This is a genomic window from Flavobacterium sp. PL11 (assembly GCF_035985025.1).
Classification (GTDB): Bacteria; Bacteroidota; Bacteroidia; order Flavobacteriales; family Flavobacteriaceae; genus Flavobacterium.
The window spans coordinates 1-14,742 of sequence record NZ_JAXCIA010000015.1 but is presented as its reverse complement, the minus strand read 5'-3'; the positions used below and the strand labels follow the sequence as shown (position 1 = coordinate 14,742).

Annotated in this window: 13 protein-coding genes, 1 pseudogene, 1 CRISPR repeat array and 1 riboswitch; of the genes and pseudogenes, 6 read left to right on the top strand and 8 right to left on the bottom strand. The window is 31.6% G+C overall.

The genetic code is table 11. The features are described from left to right. Window positions 1-2: 2 nt before the first annotated feature. Together RCH18_RS09450 and RCH18_RS09445 are read right to left on the bottom strand one after the other, a co-directional pair. Entirely contained in the window at window positions 3-1,838 is a 1,836-nt protein-coding gene (locus tag RCH18_RS09450; protein WP_326936510.1) for a TonB-dependent receptor plug domain-containing protein, read from the bottom strand. A gap of 30 nt (window positions 1,839-1,868) precedes the next feature. Beyond that, window positions 1,869-2,067, bottom strand: a riboswitch (cobalamin riboswitch). 94 nt (window positions 2,068-2,161) lie between these two features. Further along, window positions 2,162-2,284 (bottom strand): hypothetical protein, encoded by a 123-nt coding sequence (locus RCH18_RS09445; protein ID WP_326936509.1) that lies wholly within the window; start codon window positions 2,282-2,284, stop codon window positions 2,162-2,164. 109 nt (window positions 2,285-2,393) lie between these two features. On the opposite strand from RCH18_RS09445, the gene RCH18_RS09440 reads away from it, so the two are divergent. The 3 genes from RCH18_RS09440 to RCH18_RS09430 are packed head-to-tail and all read left to right on the top strand — an operon-like array spanning window position 2,394 to window position 5,345. Next, window positions 2,394-3,530: an ABC transporter substrate-binding protein gene (locus RCH18_RS09440; protein WP_326936508.1), complete on the top strand. Its 1,137-nt coding sequence runs from the start codon at window positions 2,394-2,396 to the stop codon at window positions 3,528-3,530. A gap of 1 nt (window position 3,531) precedes the next feature. Further along, window positions 3,532-4,563 (top strand): iron ABC transporter permease, encoded by a 1,032-nt coding sequence (locus RCH18_RS09435; RefSeq protein WP_326936507.1) that lies wholly within the window; start codon window positions 3,532-3,534, stop codon window positions 4,561-4,563. Next, window positions 4,563-5,345 (top strand): ABC transporter ATP-binding protein, encoded by a 783-nt coding sequence (locus RCH18_RS09430; RefSeq protein WP_326936506.1) that lies wholly within the window; start codon window positions 4,563-4,565, stop codon window positions 5,343-5,345. Before RCH18_RS09435 ends, RCH18_RS09430 begins: the two co-directional genes overlap by 1 nt. Here the strand turns inward: RCH18_RS09430 and RCH18_RS09425 are convergent. Together RCH18_RS09425 and RCH18_RS09420 are read right to left on the bottom strand one after the other, a co-directional pair. Then, window positions 5,342-5,803 (bottom strand): tRNA (cytidine(34)-2'-O)-methyltransferase, encoded by a 462-nt coding sequence (locus RCH18_RS09425; RefSeq protein WP_326936505.1) that lies wholly within the window; start codon window positions 5,801-5,803, stop codon window positions 5,342-5,344. The two genes, RCH18_RS09430 and RCH18_RS09425, sit on opposite strands and share 4 nt — an antisense overlap. 114 nt (window positions 5,804-5,917) lie before the next feature. Further along, entirely contained in the window at window positions 5,918-6,484 is a 567-nt protein-coding gene (locus RCH18_RS09420) for a pseudouridine synthase (protein WP_326936504.1), read from the bottom strand. Window positions 6,485-6,656: 172 nt separating this feature from the next. Here RCH18_RS09420 and RCH18_RS09415 point away from each other — a divergent pair, with 172 nt between their 5' ends. The 3 genes and pseudogenes from RCH18_RS09415 to cas2 all read left to right on the top strand — a co-directional run bounded on the left by RCH18_RS09415 (window position 6,657) and on the right by cas2 (window position 8,433). Next, complete coding sequence (locus RCH18_RS09415) at window positions 6,657-7,034, top strand: hypothetical protein (RefSeq protein ID WP_326936503.1); 378 nt, start codon at window positions 6,657-6,659, stop codon at window positions 7,032-7,034. Window positions 7,035-7,213: 179 nt separating this feature from the next. Beyond that, complete coding sequence (cas1, locus tag RCH18_RS09410; RefSeq protein ID WP_326936502.1) at window positions 7,214-8,128, top strand: type II CRISPR-associated endonuclease Cas1; 915 nt, start codon at window positions 7,214-7,216, stop codon at window positions 8,126-8,128. Further along, window positions 8,104-8,433: pseudogene (gene cas2, locus RCH18_RS09405) on the top strand (CRISPR-associated endonuclease Cas2). Before cas1 ends, cas2 begins: the two are co-directional and overlap by 25 nt. On the opposite strand, the gene RCH18_RS09400 reads toward cas2, so the two are convergent. From RCH18_RS09400 to cas9, 4 genes are all read right to left on the bottom strand, one after another. Beyond that, entirely contained in the window at window positions 8,430-9,137 is a 708-nt protein-coding gene (locus RCH18_RS09400) for a transposase (RefSeq protein WP_326936501.1), read from the bottom strand. The pseudogene cas2 and the gene RCH18_RS09400 overlap by 4 nt on opposite strands. Before the next feature lie 212 nt (window positions 9,138-9,349). Further along, window positions 9,350-10,638: a CRISPR direct-repeat array (repeat unit 36 nt; unit sequence AATATCGTGTTTTCTAATCTTTAATCAAACCACAAC). 99 nt (window positions 10,639-10,737) lie between these two features. After that, a complete protein-coding gene (locus RCH18_RS09395; protein ID WP_326936500.1) occupies window positions 10,738-11,037 on the bottom strand; it encodes a hypothetical protein in 300 nt (99 codons plus the stop codon). After that, window positions 11,034-11,351, bottom strand: a complete 318-nt coding sequence (locus tag RCH18_RS09390) for a hypothetical protein (protein ID WP_326936499.1) — start codon at window positions 11,349-11,351, stop codon at window positions 11,034-11,036. Before RCH18_RS09390 ends, RCH18_RS09395 begins: the two co-directional genes overlap by 4 nt. A 250-nt stretch (window positions 11,352-11,601) precedes the next feature. Further along, window positions 11,602-14,613, bottom strand: a complete 3,012-nt coding sequence (cas9, locus tag RCH18_RS09385; RefSeq protein WP_326936498.1) for a type II CRISPR RNA-guided endonuclease Cas9 — start codon at window positions 14,611-14,613, stop codon at window positions 11,602-11,604. Between the last annotated feature and the right edge of the window lie 129 nt (window positions 14,614-14,742).

Here is a 14,742-nt window from a genome sequence, read left to right as displayed (position 1 = left end):
TTTTAATAATTAAGGGTTAAGTAAAGAGTTAAATTCCTGCCCGGCATAAAGCGGCTGGGTAAGGATTCATATTTTTCATTATAAAGATTCGCTATTTTAGCGCCGACTTTAAAAATATTTTTTTTGCTAAAATTATAATCCAAACCTACGTTAGACAGGTTATAGTCACTCAAAATGTTTTTTGGATCATTGTCAGATGTAGTAAATACTTCACCAACAAACAGAAATTGATAGTAAGAAGTTATTCGCTTGTAGGAATAAGAACAAGATCCAGTTAATTTATGATAAGGAACATAAAAAAGCTGTTTATTATTTTTGTCGTCTAATGACACCGTGTAAGAATAAGTGCTGTTGATATGGAAATTATGAGCGCCAAAATTCTTTTTCCAGCTTAATAAACATTCCAGTCCATAAATAGAAACTTTATCCGTGTTTATAGGCGACCAATTACCATTATTAGTAGGCAACCAGCGAATCATATCGTCTATTTTTGAAGTAAAAACAGTTGCTGTTATACTAAAATCTGTATATACAAATTGATTCCCCATTTCTGCTTGATAGGAATTTTCAGGTTTTAGATCTAGATTTCCACTTTCTTGCCAGTATAAATCATTGAAAGTGGGTGTTCTATAATTGCGCGAAATATTAAATTTTAACTTATAAAAATCAGAAAAATCGATGAGTGAGCCTATTGAAAATAAAAGCGGACTTTTATAAACATTTGAAATCTCTTGTCGTGCACTAATATCATATTTCCAACTATCACTAATATTCTGTTTTAACAGAATACTTAATCCCGCTATTTCCCTATTTTCACTATCAATTCCTGAGCTTGCTCCCTTACTATTAGTATAATCAAGTATTGCATTTAAGCTACTATTAGACGCTAATTCATAAACAAAATCATATTTGGCGATTAAACTTCTTACGCCACCAGAACTTGTATTATCGTTTTCAATATCCTCGTAATAATTATAATGCTCTGTGATATAGGCCAGTTTTATATTAGAAACTGTTTTTTCTAATGTATTAGTCCATGCTAGTAAATTTCTTGAATTGAAATCTTGGTATTTTGTTCTTACCGCATAAGGCGAGGTTATAGAAAAATGCCGCTCACCATCATAGAATTCACTGTAGAACTTTAATGTGTTTCTTGAATCAATTTTAAATCCAGTGGCGGTACTAAAATTATAGTTATAATATTGACCATTCGTATTTTTGCCTTCTTCACCTATAAATCTAAAATCATTATCAGAGCTATTTCTGGTAAAACTAGCATTACTACTCCACCTATTTGATCCAAACTTCACCCCATAAACAGCGCTTAGCGTATTAAAATCGCCATAATAAACTTCAAAGTTATTATTGAAATCTTTTTTAAATTTCAAATCATTGTTTAGATGAATCGTCCCTCCTATTGCACCACTTCCATAAACAACGCTTCCGCCTCCTGCTTTTACATCAATGGAGTTATACCCTCTTGTAGAAATTGTGTTAAAATCAGTTTGACCTAATAATTGTGAATTAATGTTTATTCCGTTCCAAACAACTGCTGTTTGCTGGGCAGTGGTTCCTCTAAAAGAAGGTGAAGAAACCATTCCCAAACCATTTTCTTTGAAATAAATAGCCGTATTATAATTTAAAAGCGAAGACAAAGAAGATTGATTTTTACTGATAATTGAATCGGTTATTTTAAGCACAGATTGTGTGCTAGAAAAATTTTTAAGCTGATTATCAGATACAATAACTTCGTTTAGAGGTATTGCTGATTTGTTTTGTGCCAAAAGAAATTGACCAAATAATAAAATTGGAAGTAAAAGATGTTTTTTAGTTGTCATAATTTCTGAACTCTTTTCCCGAAAGTTCGATATTAGTTTCAAAAAAAGGCAGGTCTCCTGGCTTGCGTCTTGTTGTTTACCTTCCCATTCGCCATGGCAAACAGTGGTGTTGTAGATAACAACAAGCTTATTAGCTTACAGTTGCGGGAACAGCTTAGGTTTTTAACCTAATTCCCTTTTAATGTACTTTGTCAAAAAACAAAATACAACCTCAATTCGCCGGCAAATATATAACAATAGAACGATTATAATCAAATTCATTGCTATTATTAGAAAATTATAAAGATAATTAATTATAAATAATTGATTATCATGATTTTATATCACTCATTTTTTTTATCTTCTTTTTTAGTCAATTTGTAAACTAACCAACTAAATCCTACAATAAGATGCAATAAAATAATTCCAGCAACTATATAGAGAAAAGTATTTGAATTGTCTCTCATGATTTATTTTTAGATAAAATTACTCTTAATTTACCGAATACTGAGTGCTAAATATCACACAAGCACTTTTTATTAAAACAAAAACATACTTTTGTAAAAATTTAGCTTTATGAAATTTGTCAAAAATGCAATTCTCTTTTCTATACTTTTTATATTATTTATCCAATGTAAAAATGAAATTAAAACTGAAACTAAGTCAGAAATAAAAAATGAAATTTTATACGCAAAAGGTTTAGAAATATATAAACACCAAGGTTTTTCTATTGTAAAAGTAACTCAACCTTGGCCAAGTGCGACAACCGATTTTACATATATACTGAAAGAAAAAAATACAATTATTCCAGACAGTTTAAAGCAATTTACTATAATCCCAATCCCTTTACAATCAGTAGTAGTAACCTCAACTACGCATATTCCAGCACTTGAAATGTTAGGTGTTGAAAACACGCTTCTTGGCTTTCCTAACACCAATTATATTTCGTCTGAAAAGACAAGAAAATTGATCGATTCTGGGAAAATTAGAGAAGTAGGAACAAATGAAACCTTAAACACCGAAGTTCTTATTGATATGTCACCTGATTTAATTGTTAGTTTTGGTTTAACCAACAGTAATCCCACTATTGATAATCTACAAAAAAGTGGCTTGAAAGTGATTTATAACGGCGATTGGACAGAGCAATCTCCACTTGGAAAAGCCGAGTGGATCAAATTCTTTGGCGCATTATATGTCTTAGATACCAAAGCCAATTCTATTTTTAAAGAAATTGAAACGGAATATATTAACACTTTGGCTTTAGCCAAAAAAGCGAAATCAAAACCCACCGTTTTATGTGGCGCCATGTATCAAGAACAATGGTATATTCCGCAAGGTGATAGCTGGGCTGCCTTATTTTTAAAAGATGCACAATCTAATTATCTTTGGAAAAAAAGTAAAGGCAGCGGAAGTTTATCTTTACCTTTTGAAACTGTTTTTAATACCGCTCAAAATGCAGAGTATTGGATTGCACCAGGCGATTTTTCAAGCTTAAAAGAAATGAATGATAGTAACCCACATTATAAGGAATTTAATGCTTTCCAAAACAAAAAAATATATTCTTATAGCGTGAATAAAGGCGCAAAAGGAGGAATTGTTTATTTTGAACTATCACCCACTCGTCCCGATTTAGTGTTGAAAGATTTGATGAAAATTTTTCATCCAGAATTGATCCCAAATCACCAATTATTTTTCTTTAAGAAATTAGAATAAATTGAAATACTTAACTAGAAATACTGTTATTTTTCTATTCCTTGCCATTGGAGTGGTTTTGTTTTTCCTAATAAATATTAGTTTAGGGTCAGTTTCCATACCCTTTAAAGACGTTATCAATAGCTTAATTAATGGCACTGCAAGCAAAGAAACATGGCATTATATCATCATTAATTACCGTTTGCCAAAAGCTATTGCGGCAATTCTTGTGGGAATGGGTTTGTCTATAAGTGGTTTATTAATGCAAACTTTGTTTAGAAATCCATTAGCAGGACCTTATGTTTTAGGGCTGAGTTCAGGCGCCAGTTTAGGTGTTGCAATTGTTATTTTGGGTGCTGCCTTTTTACCTACAGTTCTTGCCTCTTTTTTAATTTCCTCTTATGGTATTGTACTGGCTTCGAGTATAGGTAGCTTTACCGTTTTACTAGCGGTTTTAGCCGTTTCGCATCGCTTGCGCGATACCATGGCGATTTTAATTGTGGGGCTTATGTTTGGCAGTTTAACGAGTGCTATCGTGGGAACATTAACTTATTTTAGCACCGCAGAGCAATTACAAAAATTCACTTTTTGGTCTTTAGGAAACCTTGGAAATTTATCATGGACTTCCATATTTATTTTATTTTGCTGCGTGTTTATTGGCTTATTATTTAGTCTTATCAGTATCAAACCTTTAAACTCCTTACTCTTAGGAGAAAATTATGCAAAAAGTTTGGGATTAAATTATAAAAAATCAAGAGTAATTATTATTTTCGCTACTAGCATTTTGGCGGGAAGCATCACCGCTTTTGCCGGACCAATAGCTTTTATAGGGCTTGCAGTTCCACATATAGCCAAATTAGTTTTTCAAACTAGTAATCACAGCATACTGTTTTGGAGTACGATTCTGTTTGGAGCATTAATTATGTTAATCTGTGACAGCATTTCGCAAATGCCAGCAAGTGATACCATGATTCCTATAAATGCTGTCACTTCGATATTTGGCGCACCAATCGTGATTTGGTTGTTGATTAGAAAACGTAAAATGATGAACTAATGGAAAACGAAATCATCTTGCAGGCTTCGAATATGAGTATTGGATACGCTCATAAAAAGGAAAATATACTTGTTGCTTCAAACATTGACGTGTCTCTAAAAAAAGGGAAGCTAATTGCTTTGATAGGTGCTAATGGAATAGGAAAATCTACGCTACTAAGAACAATTACCGGGATTCAAAAAACAATTTCAGGCGTTGTTTTACTCAATGGATCAGATATTCACCAAATAGATTCACTTACGCTGGCGCAAAACCTGAGCGTAGTTTTAACAGAAAAATTACCGCCCAGCAACTTGACTGTTTTCGAATTAATTGCATTAGGAAGACAACCTTACACCAACTGGATTGGAAAATTAACCGAAAATGATTTAAATAAGGTCAATGAAGCAATGGAGCTCACTCAAATAAGTCATTTAGCTGATAAAAAACATTATGAAATTAGTGATGGTCAGTTACAAAAAGTACTAATCGCAAGAGCTTTAGCGCAAGATACGCCATTAATAATTTTAGACGAGCCTACCACGCATCTCGATTTATTACATAAAGTGGCTTTGTTTAAACTTTTGAAAAAACTTACTCAAGAGACTGGAAAGTGCATTCTATTTTCTACCCATGACATTGATATGGCGATACAATTAAGTGATGAAATGATTATTATGACTCCTGAAACTGTCTTACAAGACGAACCTTGTAACTTTATTTCTAAAGGTATTTTTGCCACCTTATTCAACGATGAACACATTGTTTTTGATCAGGAAAAAGGTAAGTTTTTGATCGTCTAATAACTGTTTTTTAATGAGATTTGGCGTTTTGCTTCTCCAATAACAAACGCTACAGAATTAGCTATATTAAAACTTCTAATTAATTTTGACATCGGTATGGTAAGATGATTTTCAAATTGGGCTAAAACTTCTGGACTTAAACCTTTACTTTCTTTTCCAAAAACCAACCAGTCACCGTCCTTAAATTCAGTTTGGAGATAGGATTTATCAGCATGCGAACTCATCAAGAAAACGCGAGATAAATCAGGAATTTGCGCTTTCCATTCGGCTATATTTTGATATTCAGTTACATCGAGATGAGGCCAGTAATCGAGACCCGAGCGTTTTAAATTTTTGTCATTGATTACAAATCCAAAAGGATGTACAAGATGTAATTTGCTTTCGGTACCCACGCACAAACGCCCAATATTTCCAGTGTTGTTAGGTATTTCAGGTTCTATTAATACGATGTTTAACATTTAGATTTTTGATTTTTGATTAAGGATTTTTGATTGCAGATTTAATATTTAATTGAATTTTTTGATTTTTGAAATTGTTATTCCAATTGCTATTGCTATTGAAATTAACTTCTGTTATTCAAAACTCTCGACAGCCACAACTTCTCCTGCCTGTAAATCATTGAGATGTATGTTTCCTACTCGCACGCGTACTAAGCGCAAAGTGGGGAAACCAACGGCAGCGGTCATTTTGCGTATTTGTCTAAACTTTCCTTCACTGACCGTAATTGAAGCCCATGTAGTGGGACCGTGTCGTTCGTCTCTAATTTTTTTTCCTCTCGCTCCAAAAGCAGGAATTGCAGTAATTAATTTTGCCGTACAAGGTTTGGTCATGTATTTGGTGCCATTAAATCCTATTTCAACTCCTTTTTGCAATTGATCTATTGCGTCTTGAGTAATGATGCCATCAACTTGCACATAATATTCCTTCTCCACTTTTTTACTTCTGATAATTTCGCTGATCATTCCGTCAGTAGTGAGCAACAAAAGTCCTTCTGAATCTTCATCTAAACGACCAATTGCCATCGTGCCTTTTGGAAAATCATACAATTCGCCCAGCAGTTTCTTTTTCCTTTTTAGTTCATAAATAAACTGACTTAAATACCCGTAAGGTTTGTGAATGATGAAGTGCGAATGAGACATTTTATGCATTTATTTGTGCGCGTAAAGGTAGTTTTGTTTTTAATATTTTGGCAATAGATAGACATCACTTTTATAGTATAAATTTAAAAGTGATGTTAAATAATTTCAAAAGCTCGTATTAAATTCGTAATATTATAATCAGTTCGACTTGTATAAATTTAATTTAAAGGCTATGGAAAATGATGATTTAGGTTCTAAAAAAATGAATAATAAACAAAACACAAATGAAGGATTCAGCGGTGAAAATATACCAAATGATTATAATACAGCTGATTCTATTATGAAAGAAGAAATAGTAACAGATGCTAAAGGCAATGACACCATTGTGCAGCGTGCCCGCAATGCTGACGGAAGTGAGGCTTCAATCCCCGAGCAAGAAGAGCGAACCTGGAATGAAAATGAGAGTTTGAGTAGAGGTGTTGCCACTGAAGAAGCTGCAATGAAAACAGTTGAAAACGAAGATCTAAATTCTGATATTACTGCTCATAGATACCCAGCATCGCATCCCGATAATCAGGAGGATAGAGGAAATATTAAATTAGACGAATAGTAATTAAAGTGAAAATTTTAAAAAGCCAGTGAGATTAGAATCTTACTGGCTTTTTTTTATGAATTTATTTTTTGAGAAAATGTAGGGTATTTTACGGTTTCCCGTAAAAAAGCGACCTGTAAAATGTTTTACTTTATCTAATAATCAGATAATTTTACAAAAACCAAATCCTAAAAATTATGATAAAAAAAACTATTCTCATCGAAAACAAATCCTCTATTACTGCTAAGAATCTTCAGTTAGTTGTAAAATCCGAGCTAAAAGAAAGTACAATCCCAATAGAAGATATAGGTTTTTTAGTATTAGATAATCCTGAAATTTACTTGAGTATTCCCGCAATGAATTTGATGGTAGAAAATAATACAGCCGTAATAATTTGCGGTAATAACCATCTTCCTAACGGAATGTTTCTCAACTTAAACAGCCATCATATTCAACAAGAAATTTTCAAAAATCAAATTGAAGCTTCCATTCCTTTAAAAAAACAATTGTGGCAACAGACAATTGTTGAAAAAATTAGCAATCAAGGACAATTACTTGCAAAACTAACTGTCAATAAAAATTCATTTGCTTTTCTAGCAAGTAAAGTTTTAAGTGGCGACACTACTAATATGGAAGGTGTAGCGGCACAGCAATACTGGAAATTTTTTCCAATGCCAAATCTTGAAAAAGATGGGATTAAGCGAGAGCGTTTTGGAGATTATCCAAACAATTTTTTAAATTATGGTTATGCTATTTTAAGAGCTGCAACGGCGCGATCACTATCGGGAAGCGGCTTGCTAAATACTTTAGGGATTCATCACAAAAGTAAATACAATGCTTTTGCACTTGCTGATGACATCATGGAGCCATTTCGCCCTATTGTTGACGAGAAAGTTTTTGAAATTATGCAACGATTTCCAGAACAGGAGCTCAATACAGCAATAAAAGCAGAATTACTACAGATACTAACTCAAACTGTATATTTCAAAGAGGAGAAAAGTCCATTGATGGTGGGGTTACAAAAAACGGCAAGTTCACTCCAGCAGTGTTATACAGGAAATCGCAAAAAAATAAAATATCCAAAATTATGGAGCTTAACGGATACCGAATAATATGGTTGTTTGTATTTTTTGATTTGCCAACCGAGACCAAAAAAGATCGTAAAAATGCATCTTGATATAGAACTAATTTATTAAAAGATGGTTTTTCGATGATGCAATACTCAGTTTATGTACGGCATTGCGCAAGTAGTGAAAGTGCTGATGTTCACGAAAAAAGAATTCATAGACTCTTACCTCATTCAGGAAAAGTGAGTGTTTTAAGAATTACCGATAAGCAGTTTGGAAATATTTTGAATTTTTGGGGTAAAGCCGAAGTCCCAAAAGCGCCACAACCTACACAATTAGAATTGTTTTAGTCTTTAGAATAAAATTTGTCTTTCCACCAATTTTTAGGATTATTGCTTATATAATTAAAAATGTTGATATAAGATTTTTCATCTCTAATTATGTTATCATGAAAAGAACGATGCCATTCAAAATCTTGAAAAACAGCTTCGTGAATTAATTTTGAAGAAGTTGTTTTTAGTGCACCCATCAAACTCGAAACCGATTTTATCTTTTCGCCATTGGCATTTTGATTATTAATTTCTAGAATAAAATGAAAATGATTGGGCATTACCTGATAATTATGAATTTTGACATACGAATATTGGCGCTCTAACCATTCAATTCTTTCTTTTACAATGGAACCATATTGATTTAATTCCATGATAAACATAAACTTCTCGAAATCATGATTTTCGAAATGATTTTCGAAATGATTTTCGGAATGATTTTCGGAATGATTTTCTGAATGATTTTCGGAATGATTTTCGGAATGATTTTCTGAATGATTTTCTGAATGATTTTCGGAATGATTTTCGGAATGATTTTCGGAATGATTTTCGGAATGATTTTCGGAATGATTTTCGGAATCACGTACGGACAGGTCGCGACCTGTCCCTACGCAAACAACCCGACCCAAACAACACAAATTATTTTTTACACAATTTGTGATAAAATATAAATTATTTTTTGAATAATCATATCCCTTTAACCTATTTGGCTTTCTTTTTCTCATGCCATTTATAATTATTGTCTTGTATAGTAGAAAATTGTAAAACATTTTTTTATTTCATGGGGTCGCAATTGAGATTATGTACAAATATGCCGCGACTTACATGTACAAACAAAAAAATGCTCCAATCATGGATTATCAAACCAAAAAAGGAGCATTTTTTTATACGATATTTGCATTTAATATGATGGTAATCAGAAGGTAACAAGCCAACTAATATCGTGTTTTCTAATCTTTAATCAAACCACAACTACGGTATTCAGGGTATATCTAACAACATTAATATCGTGTTTTCTAATCTTTAATCAAACCACAACTAATTTACTGCTGAATAATTCGTTGCGGTTAATATCGTGTTTTCTAATCTTTAATCAAACCACAACTCCTCTATATCATCAACTAATAAACGACTTAATATCGTGTTTTCTAATCTTTAATCAAACCACAACTCATAAGTGAAATTCGTTTCGGCTTCGTAAAATATCGTGTTTTCTAATCTTTAATCAAACCACAACTTGATGAAGACACCATGTTCATCTCCGTACAATATCGTGTTTTCTAATCTTTAATCAAACCACAACTTTCATGTTGCATTTGTGTAATGACTATCAAATATCGTGTTTTCTAATCTTTAATCAAACCACAACTCTCTTTATATTTTAAAACTTCTAAAAAAAAATATCGTGTTTTCTAATCTTTAATCAAACCACAACATATGGAATGAAAACTACAAAATCGACAAAAATATCGTGTTTTCTAATCTTTAATCAAACCACAACTTTTTAGCTTGTATTTTGTCGTTTGCCTCTAATATCGTGTTTTCTAATCTTTAATCAAACCACAACGCAAGCGCATTCGGAGACATAGCTAGTTTGAATATCGTGTTTTCTAATCTTTAATCAAACCACAACTACTATAGTTTTTTCTTGAACAAAGCTGTTAATATCGTGTTTTCTAATCTTTAATCAAACCACAACTAATTTCTCGATCCATAGTTTTTCTCTTTCAATATCGTGTTTTCTAATCTTTAATCAAACCACAACTTGTTCTCGCCTGTTGTGTTAATTATATCAATATCGTGTTTTCTAATCTTTAATCAAACCACAACTGAATAAAGTCACTATAGTTAGTTAAAAAAAATATCGTGTTTTCTAATCTTTAATCAAACCACAACTGTATTACCTCACTTAATCCTTGATGTCTCAATATCGTGTTTTCTAATCTTTAATCAAACCACAACTGTAGCGTTGGTATAAATAATACACCCGTTAATATCGTGTTTTCTAATCTTTAATCAAACCACAACAGTTTTCCCCTTCTCCTGCATATACTTCCAAATATCGTGTTTTCTAATCTTTAATCAAACCACAACTAAGTATATCCGTTTTTACTTTTTAGTTTAAATATCGTGTTTTCTAATCTTTAATCAAACCACAACAACTGGGGTAGGATCGTTAATTGGAAAGTCAATATCGTGTTTTCTAATCTTTAATCAAACCACAACTGAAAGTTTCTGCATCCCTGCTGGGCGGATGCTGTAATTTTCAGTTGTGGTTTGGCTGTTTAAGATGTTACAAAACGTTATGTCAAAGAACTTTTTCAATTACAAATGTTGCAGAAGAAGGTCTGGATTGGAGCGATTAAACCAAAAATTCAAAATTTCGACGGTCCCCTCATTTTCGTTGAATTGAAATATTACTGTCACATTTTTATTTACTTTAAATTTTCGTTTGCAAGTGTTATGAAATTTTGGAAAACTTTCAGGAAAATTCTCAAGGTGTTTTATATTTGACAAAAAATCCTCTTCAAATTTCAAGGCTGTAACTTCGCTGTAATTATCAGCCAAAAAATATAAAATTTCAAGATATTCTTCTCTTGCTATTAATGAATAAGTAAGTTTCATTTTCTAGAAGCTAATAATTCTTTTGCATTAAAAACAAAATCTTCGTGCTTGATGAACTGCCCGTTTTTGAACTGCTCTTCAGCTATTGCGATTTTTCTTGAAATCATCTCAAACTCATATTGTTCTGGCTCAATGATTTCTAAAATTGTTAATGCCTCGTCAATAGTGAATTTATTATCTCTAATTTTTCGGTACAAAGTAGGTAAAGCAATATTAGACTTTTCACTTATGTATTCCGTTTTAAATGGAGAATTAATAATCATTTTATCAAAATTTGACATTATTTTCTTTGTTTCAATCAATTCTGTTATCATAATTAGGTATTTTTAGTTGCGTAAATTTAAACAAAAAATTCCATAAAACAAGATTTAACTTGATGTTACTTTCAATACTTGCTTTTAAAAACTTCAAATTACATTCTCATATTAATTCCTATTTTTTTTAATTTAAGTGGAAAGTCCTTCTTTTGTTTTGGCGTTAAAGATATTTTTTGCTGCCTAGGCAATTTTAGCTTAAATACGCTTCATTTACTCTACTGTTATTTTTGAATAATCCATCAAAAAATTATTTGAAAACAATTCTACCTGATGTTGATAATTTAAAATCATAACCTTGGACAAACATATCTAATTTACTCACTTGTAATCTAATTTGTTCGAATGGATTTTCAAAATCAATGTTATATATTTCTTTTAACTCACTTGCTTGTCTAGCTTCAGAATGAGTTCGAAATGTAAGTCTTCCTTGTGCATCAAATGTAGATAATTTATACAATCGAACTTTTAAATCTTTGATAGGTAAATCTTTTAATTCGTTTGGACTTTCTTTATAAAAAAGAACCATCAGTCCTTTCCGTAAAATATATTTTAGAGGCAAACCTGTTTTATCGTGTGGACTAGTAACTATGTCGTATTTATCTTTGAAATCGCTATTGCTTAATTTAAAGTATTGTCCTGCATCCAAAAGATTAATAGTTTCATACGCTCTTTTTAATTTCCCTTTTTTATCAAGTCCTTCATAAACGGCCAATCCGTAATTCTCATAATTTTGTCCATACACTTTTTGCTTATGTTCATGACGTGATTTAGATAATAAACTATGCTCCTTTATTTTCAAAGGATTTTTTACTGAATTGGCATAAATTCTAACTTTGTTAATAGGAACTTGCTTTTCTTTGTTCATCCAAACTTTTTCATTCTCAGCAATTTTGTTTTTTTGCTGAGCGTTTGAAGAAAGCAGCAAAATTTTATTTACAACCGCTTCTTTTACTTTTTCTTTTACGGTTTGATCAACAATATTTTCAATATCACTAGCTTTCAGGCTTTCTAAATCTTTACGAATTACATACCGTATTTCCTCTGTATTTAAAGAATTTTTAATCGCCCCATAAATACTATCTTGATGCAATGAACCACGGATTGTATCTCCTTGTTGCAATCTTGGTGTTTTTTTTCCGTCTTTATCTAATTTGTAAATAATCTTTCCCTGTGCATCTTTTTTAGGAATGGCTTTTCCGTTTGAATCTCTTTCAATTTCTGCAACGTATTGCTTTTTCCCTCTAATTCTCACAATTTTTTTAGATTGTTTTTTTACATTATCTGGTGTGTAATGTGATACTAAAATTTCTTCTTCTATCTTTTTCAAATCTTCTTTGAAAGTTTTCCATGGTTTTGAATCCGATAAAATTTTTCTTGCTTCCGTTATTTGTTCTTTATCTTCCAAAGTCCAAGCATGAGCTAAAGTGTCATATTTATCTTTGGTCATACAAGCAATTGTAATTGCATCAATAGTATGATGCGTGTGTTTGCTCCTGTCTTTCTCTACAAAATACTTTTTACCATCTTTTTGATAACTTTCTTGAATACCCCAAATTTTTCTAAACTCGGCAACCATTCCGCCTTTTACACTTTCTACTCTTTTAAAATAGGATTTCAAATAGGCTTGAGCGTATCTTGTAATTATTCCTGTGTCTGGAATTTGACTATTTTTGAATCCTACTTTAGGTTCTGTCCAAATAAAACGATCATATTTTCCTTGTAAATAATCACGCTTCAACGTCAAATAGTGTCTTCTTCTTATTTTTTTATCTTTGGCCTCTTTAGTGGCTGCCGATTTTATTGATCGAGTAATCATTTCAATTTCTCTACTATAATTTTCGGCTTCTTTTTTCCAATGCACAATTCTTGGTAAAATTTCTAAATGATTTTCCAGTTCAAAAGGCATTTTTTGTTTTTTAATATCTCTATTGAATTTTTGAGTACAAAGCGTTTTATTCATTTGAGAATTATCCTGTGAAATACTTCTAGGAACTGTATGTTCTATATCGTATTTTGGATTGGCTCCAATAATATCACAAATACTAATACTATTTCCGTTTTCATAAATCTCTTTTCTATCTTGTTCTATCCAAAGTTGATAGCGCAATAAATCATCAACTGTCGGTTCAATTTCTTTACCACATTCTGCTTTATAGAGTTTCTTTATTTCTTCTCCGTATTTTTCACGCTCTTTCTTGTTTTCATTCTGATAATCCTGAATTCCTTTTCGCTTATTAGCATCGTTCAATTCACGAGCCATTTCAATATGAATTCGAGTATTAGAATCAACTTGCCCTTCTACAATTAATGTATTTAATACTTTTCGCAATTGATGCAAAGCACGCATCGCCATTGGATTTTTAATAGACGATGTTAAAGGGCTTCCTAAAATTAGTTCTCCTGTTTCCTTTCCGTTTTCACCCCTCGCTTTTTGTTTTTTGAAAACATCAATATCTGATGGATGGTATAATTTTTTTAACTGTTTTGGATTACTACAAAAAACCTCACCATCTTCATTCTCCCCTTTTAAAAATTCTAAAACTTTTTCGTCTAAACGTTTTACTTTTATAAATTCATACGCTTTGAGTTGTTCCATAAAAACAGGAAATAACTCGTTTAAAATCACTTCTTGTTTTTCCGCATTTTCAATGTGTTGAAATTTAAAAAAAGAAAATAGTTTTTTATCTAAATCCTTTATATAAGTCACTTCCGCTTCCTTAGAATAATATGCTCCGTCAACTTTACATTCTTTGATTAATCCGTTTACAATTTCTAAAAGTCCATTTTCATAGGTGTTATTAGCAATAATTCCCGCAATTTTATCTTGAATATATTTTTGCTGTTCTGCATCATTCCAAATAGATTCATCAACAATACTTTCTATGTTTGCCATAAATATAGCGTGCGAATACAACAATCCTTCTTTTACATAAGGAAGAATCTTGTTTATTGCATTCAAACTTAAACTTCCAAAATCTTTTTTCAATTTGATTTTACTGAAAGCTTTGGAATTTTTATAGTCCAAACCTAATTTGTCTTTTGCATATTCATTCAAATAATTATCGGAAGTTGCTACTGAAAGTAAATGCCATAAATCTTTATAATCAACTGTTTTAGTAACTTCTTCTTTTTTAGCATTTAAAGTTTTGTATGTGAATCCTTTTGTTTTCCAATCTTCTCCAATGACATTTTTTAAAGTAGCTGAAACAGGACATCCAGAAACTGTATCGGTTGGTTTGTAATTAAACCAATAATGCAAACTATCTCTTTTAGACGATTTATAGAAACCAAAAGTATCCACCCGAGCAACTACATCTTGTTTAGTTCAATAAGATTAATGATAGGAGCGTAATTTTACAATGATTTAGATTCCGCTAGTTGCTTGTAA

Excerpts from the sequence above, each read along its gene's own strand:
- RCH18_RS09440 (WP_326936508.1), top strand. The coding sequence starts at position 2,394 with ATGAAATTTGTCAAAAATGCAATTCTCTTTTCTATACTTTTTATATTA.
- RCH18_RS09445 (WP_326936509.1), bottom strand. The coding sequence starts at position 2,284 with ATGAGAGACAATTCAAATACTTTTCTCTATATAGTTGCTGGAATTATT.
- RCH18_RS09400 (WP_326936501.1), bottom strand. The coding sequence starts at position 9,137 with ATGAGAAAAAGAAAGCCAAATAGGTTAAAGGGATATGATTATTCAAAA.
- RCH18_RS09390 (WP_326936499.1), bottom strand. The coding sequence starts at position 11,351 with ATGATAACAGAATTGATTGAAACAAAGAAAATAATGTCAAATTTTGAT.
- RCH18_RS09395 (WP_326936500.1), bottom strand. The coding sequence starts at position 11,037 with ATGAAACTTACTTATTCATTAATAGCAAGAGAAGAATATCTTGAAATT.
- RCH18_RS09450 (WP_326936510.1), bottom strand. The coding sequence starts at position 1,838 with ATGACAACTAAAAAACATCTTTTACTTCCAATTTTATTATTTGGTCAA.
- RCH18_RS09420 (WP_326936504.1), bottom strand. The coding sequence starts at position 6,484 with ATGTCTCATTCGCACTTCATCATTCACAAACCTTACGGGTATTTAAGT.
- RCH18_RS09425 (WP_326936505.1), bottom strand. The coding sequence starts at position 5,803 with ATGTTAAACATCGTATTAATAGAACCTGAAATACCTAACAACACTGGA.
- RCH18_RS09430 (WP_326936506.1), top strand. The coding sequence starts at position 4,563 with ATGGAAAACGAAATCATCTTGCAGGCTTCGAATATGAGTATTGGATAC.
- RCH18_RS09415 (WP_326936503.1), top strand. The coding sequence starts at position 6,657 with ATGGAAAATGATGATTTAGGTTCTAAAAAAATGAATAATAAACAAAAC.
- cas1 (WP_326936502.1), top strand. The coding sequence starts at position 7,214 with ATGATAAAAAAAACTATTCTCATCGAAAACAAATCCTCTATTACTGCT.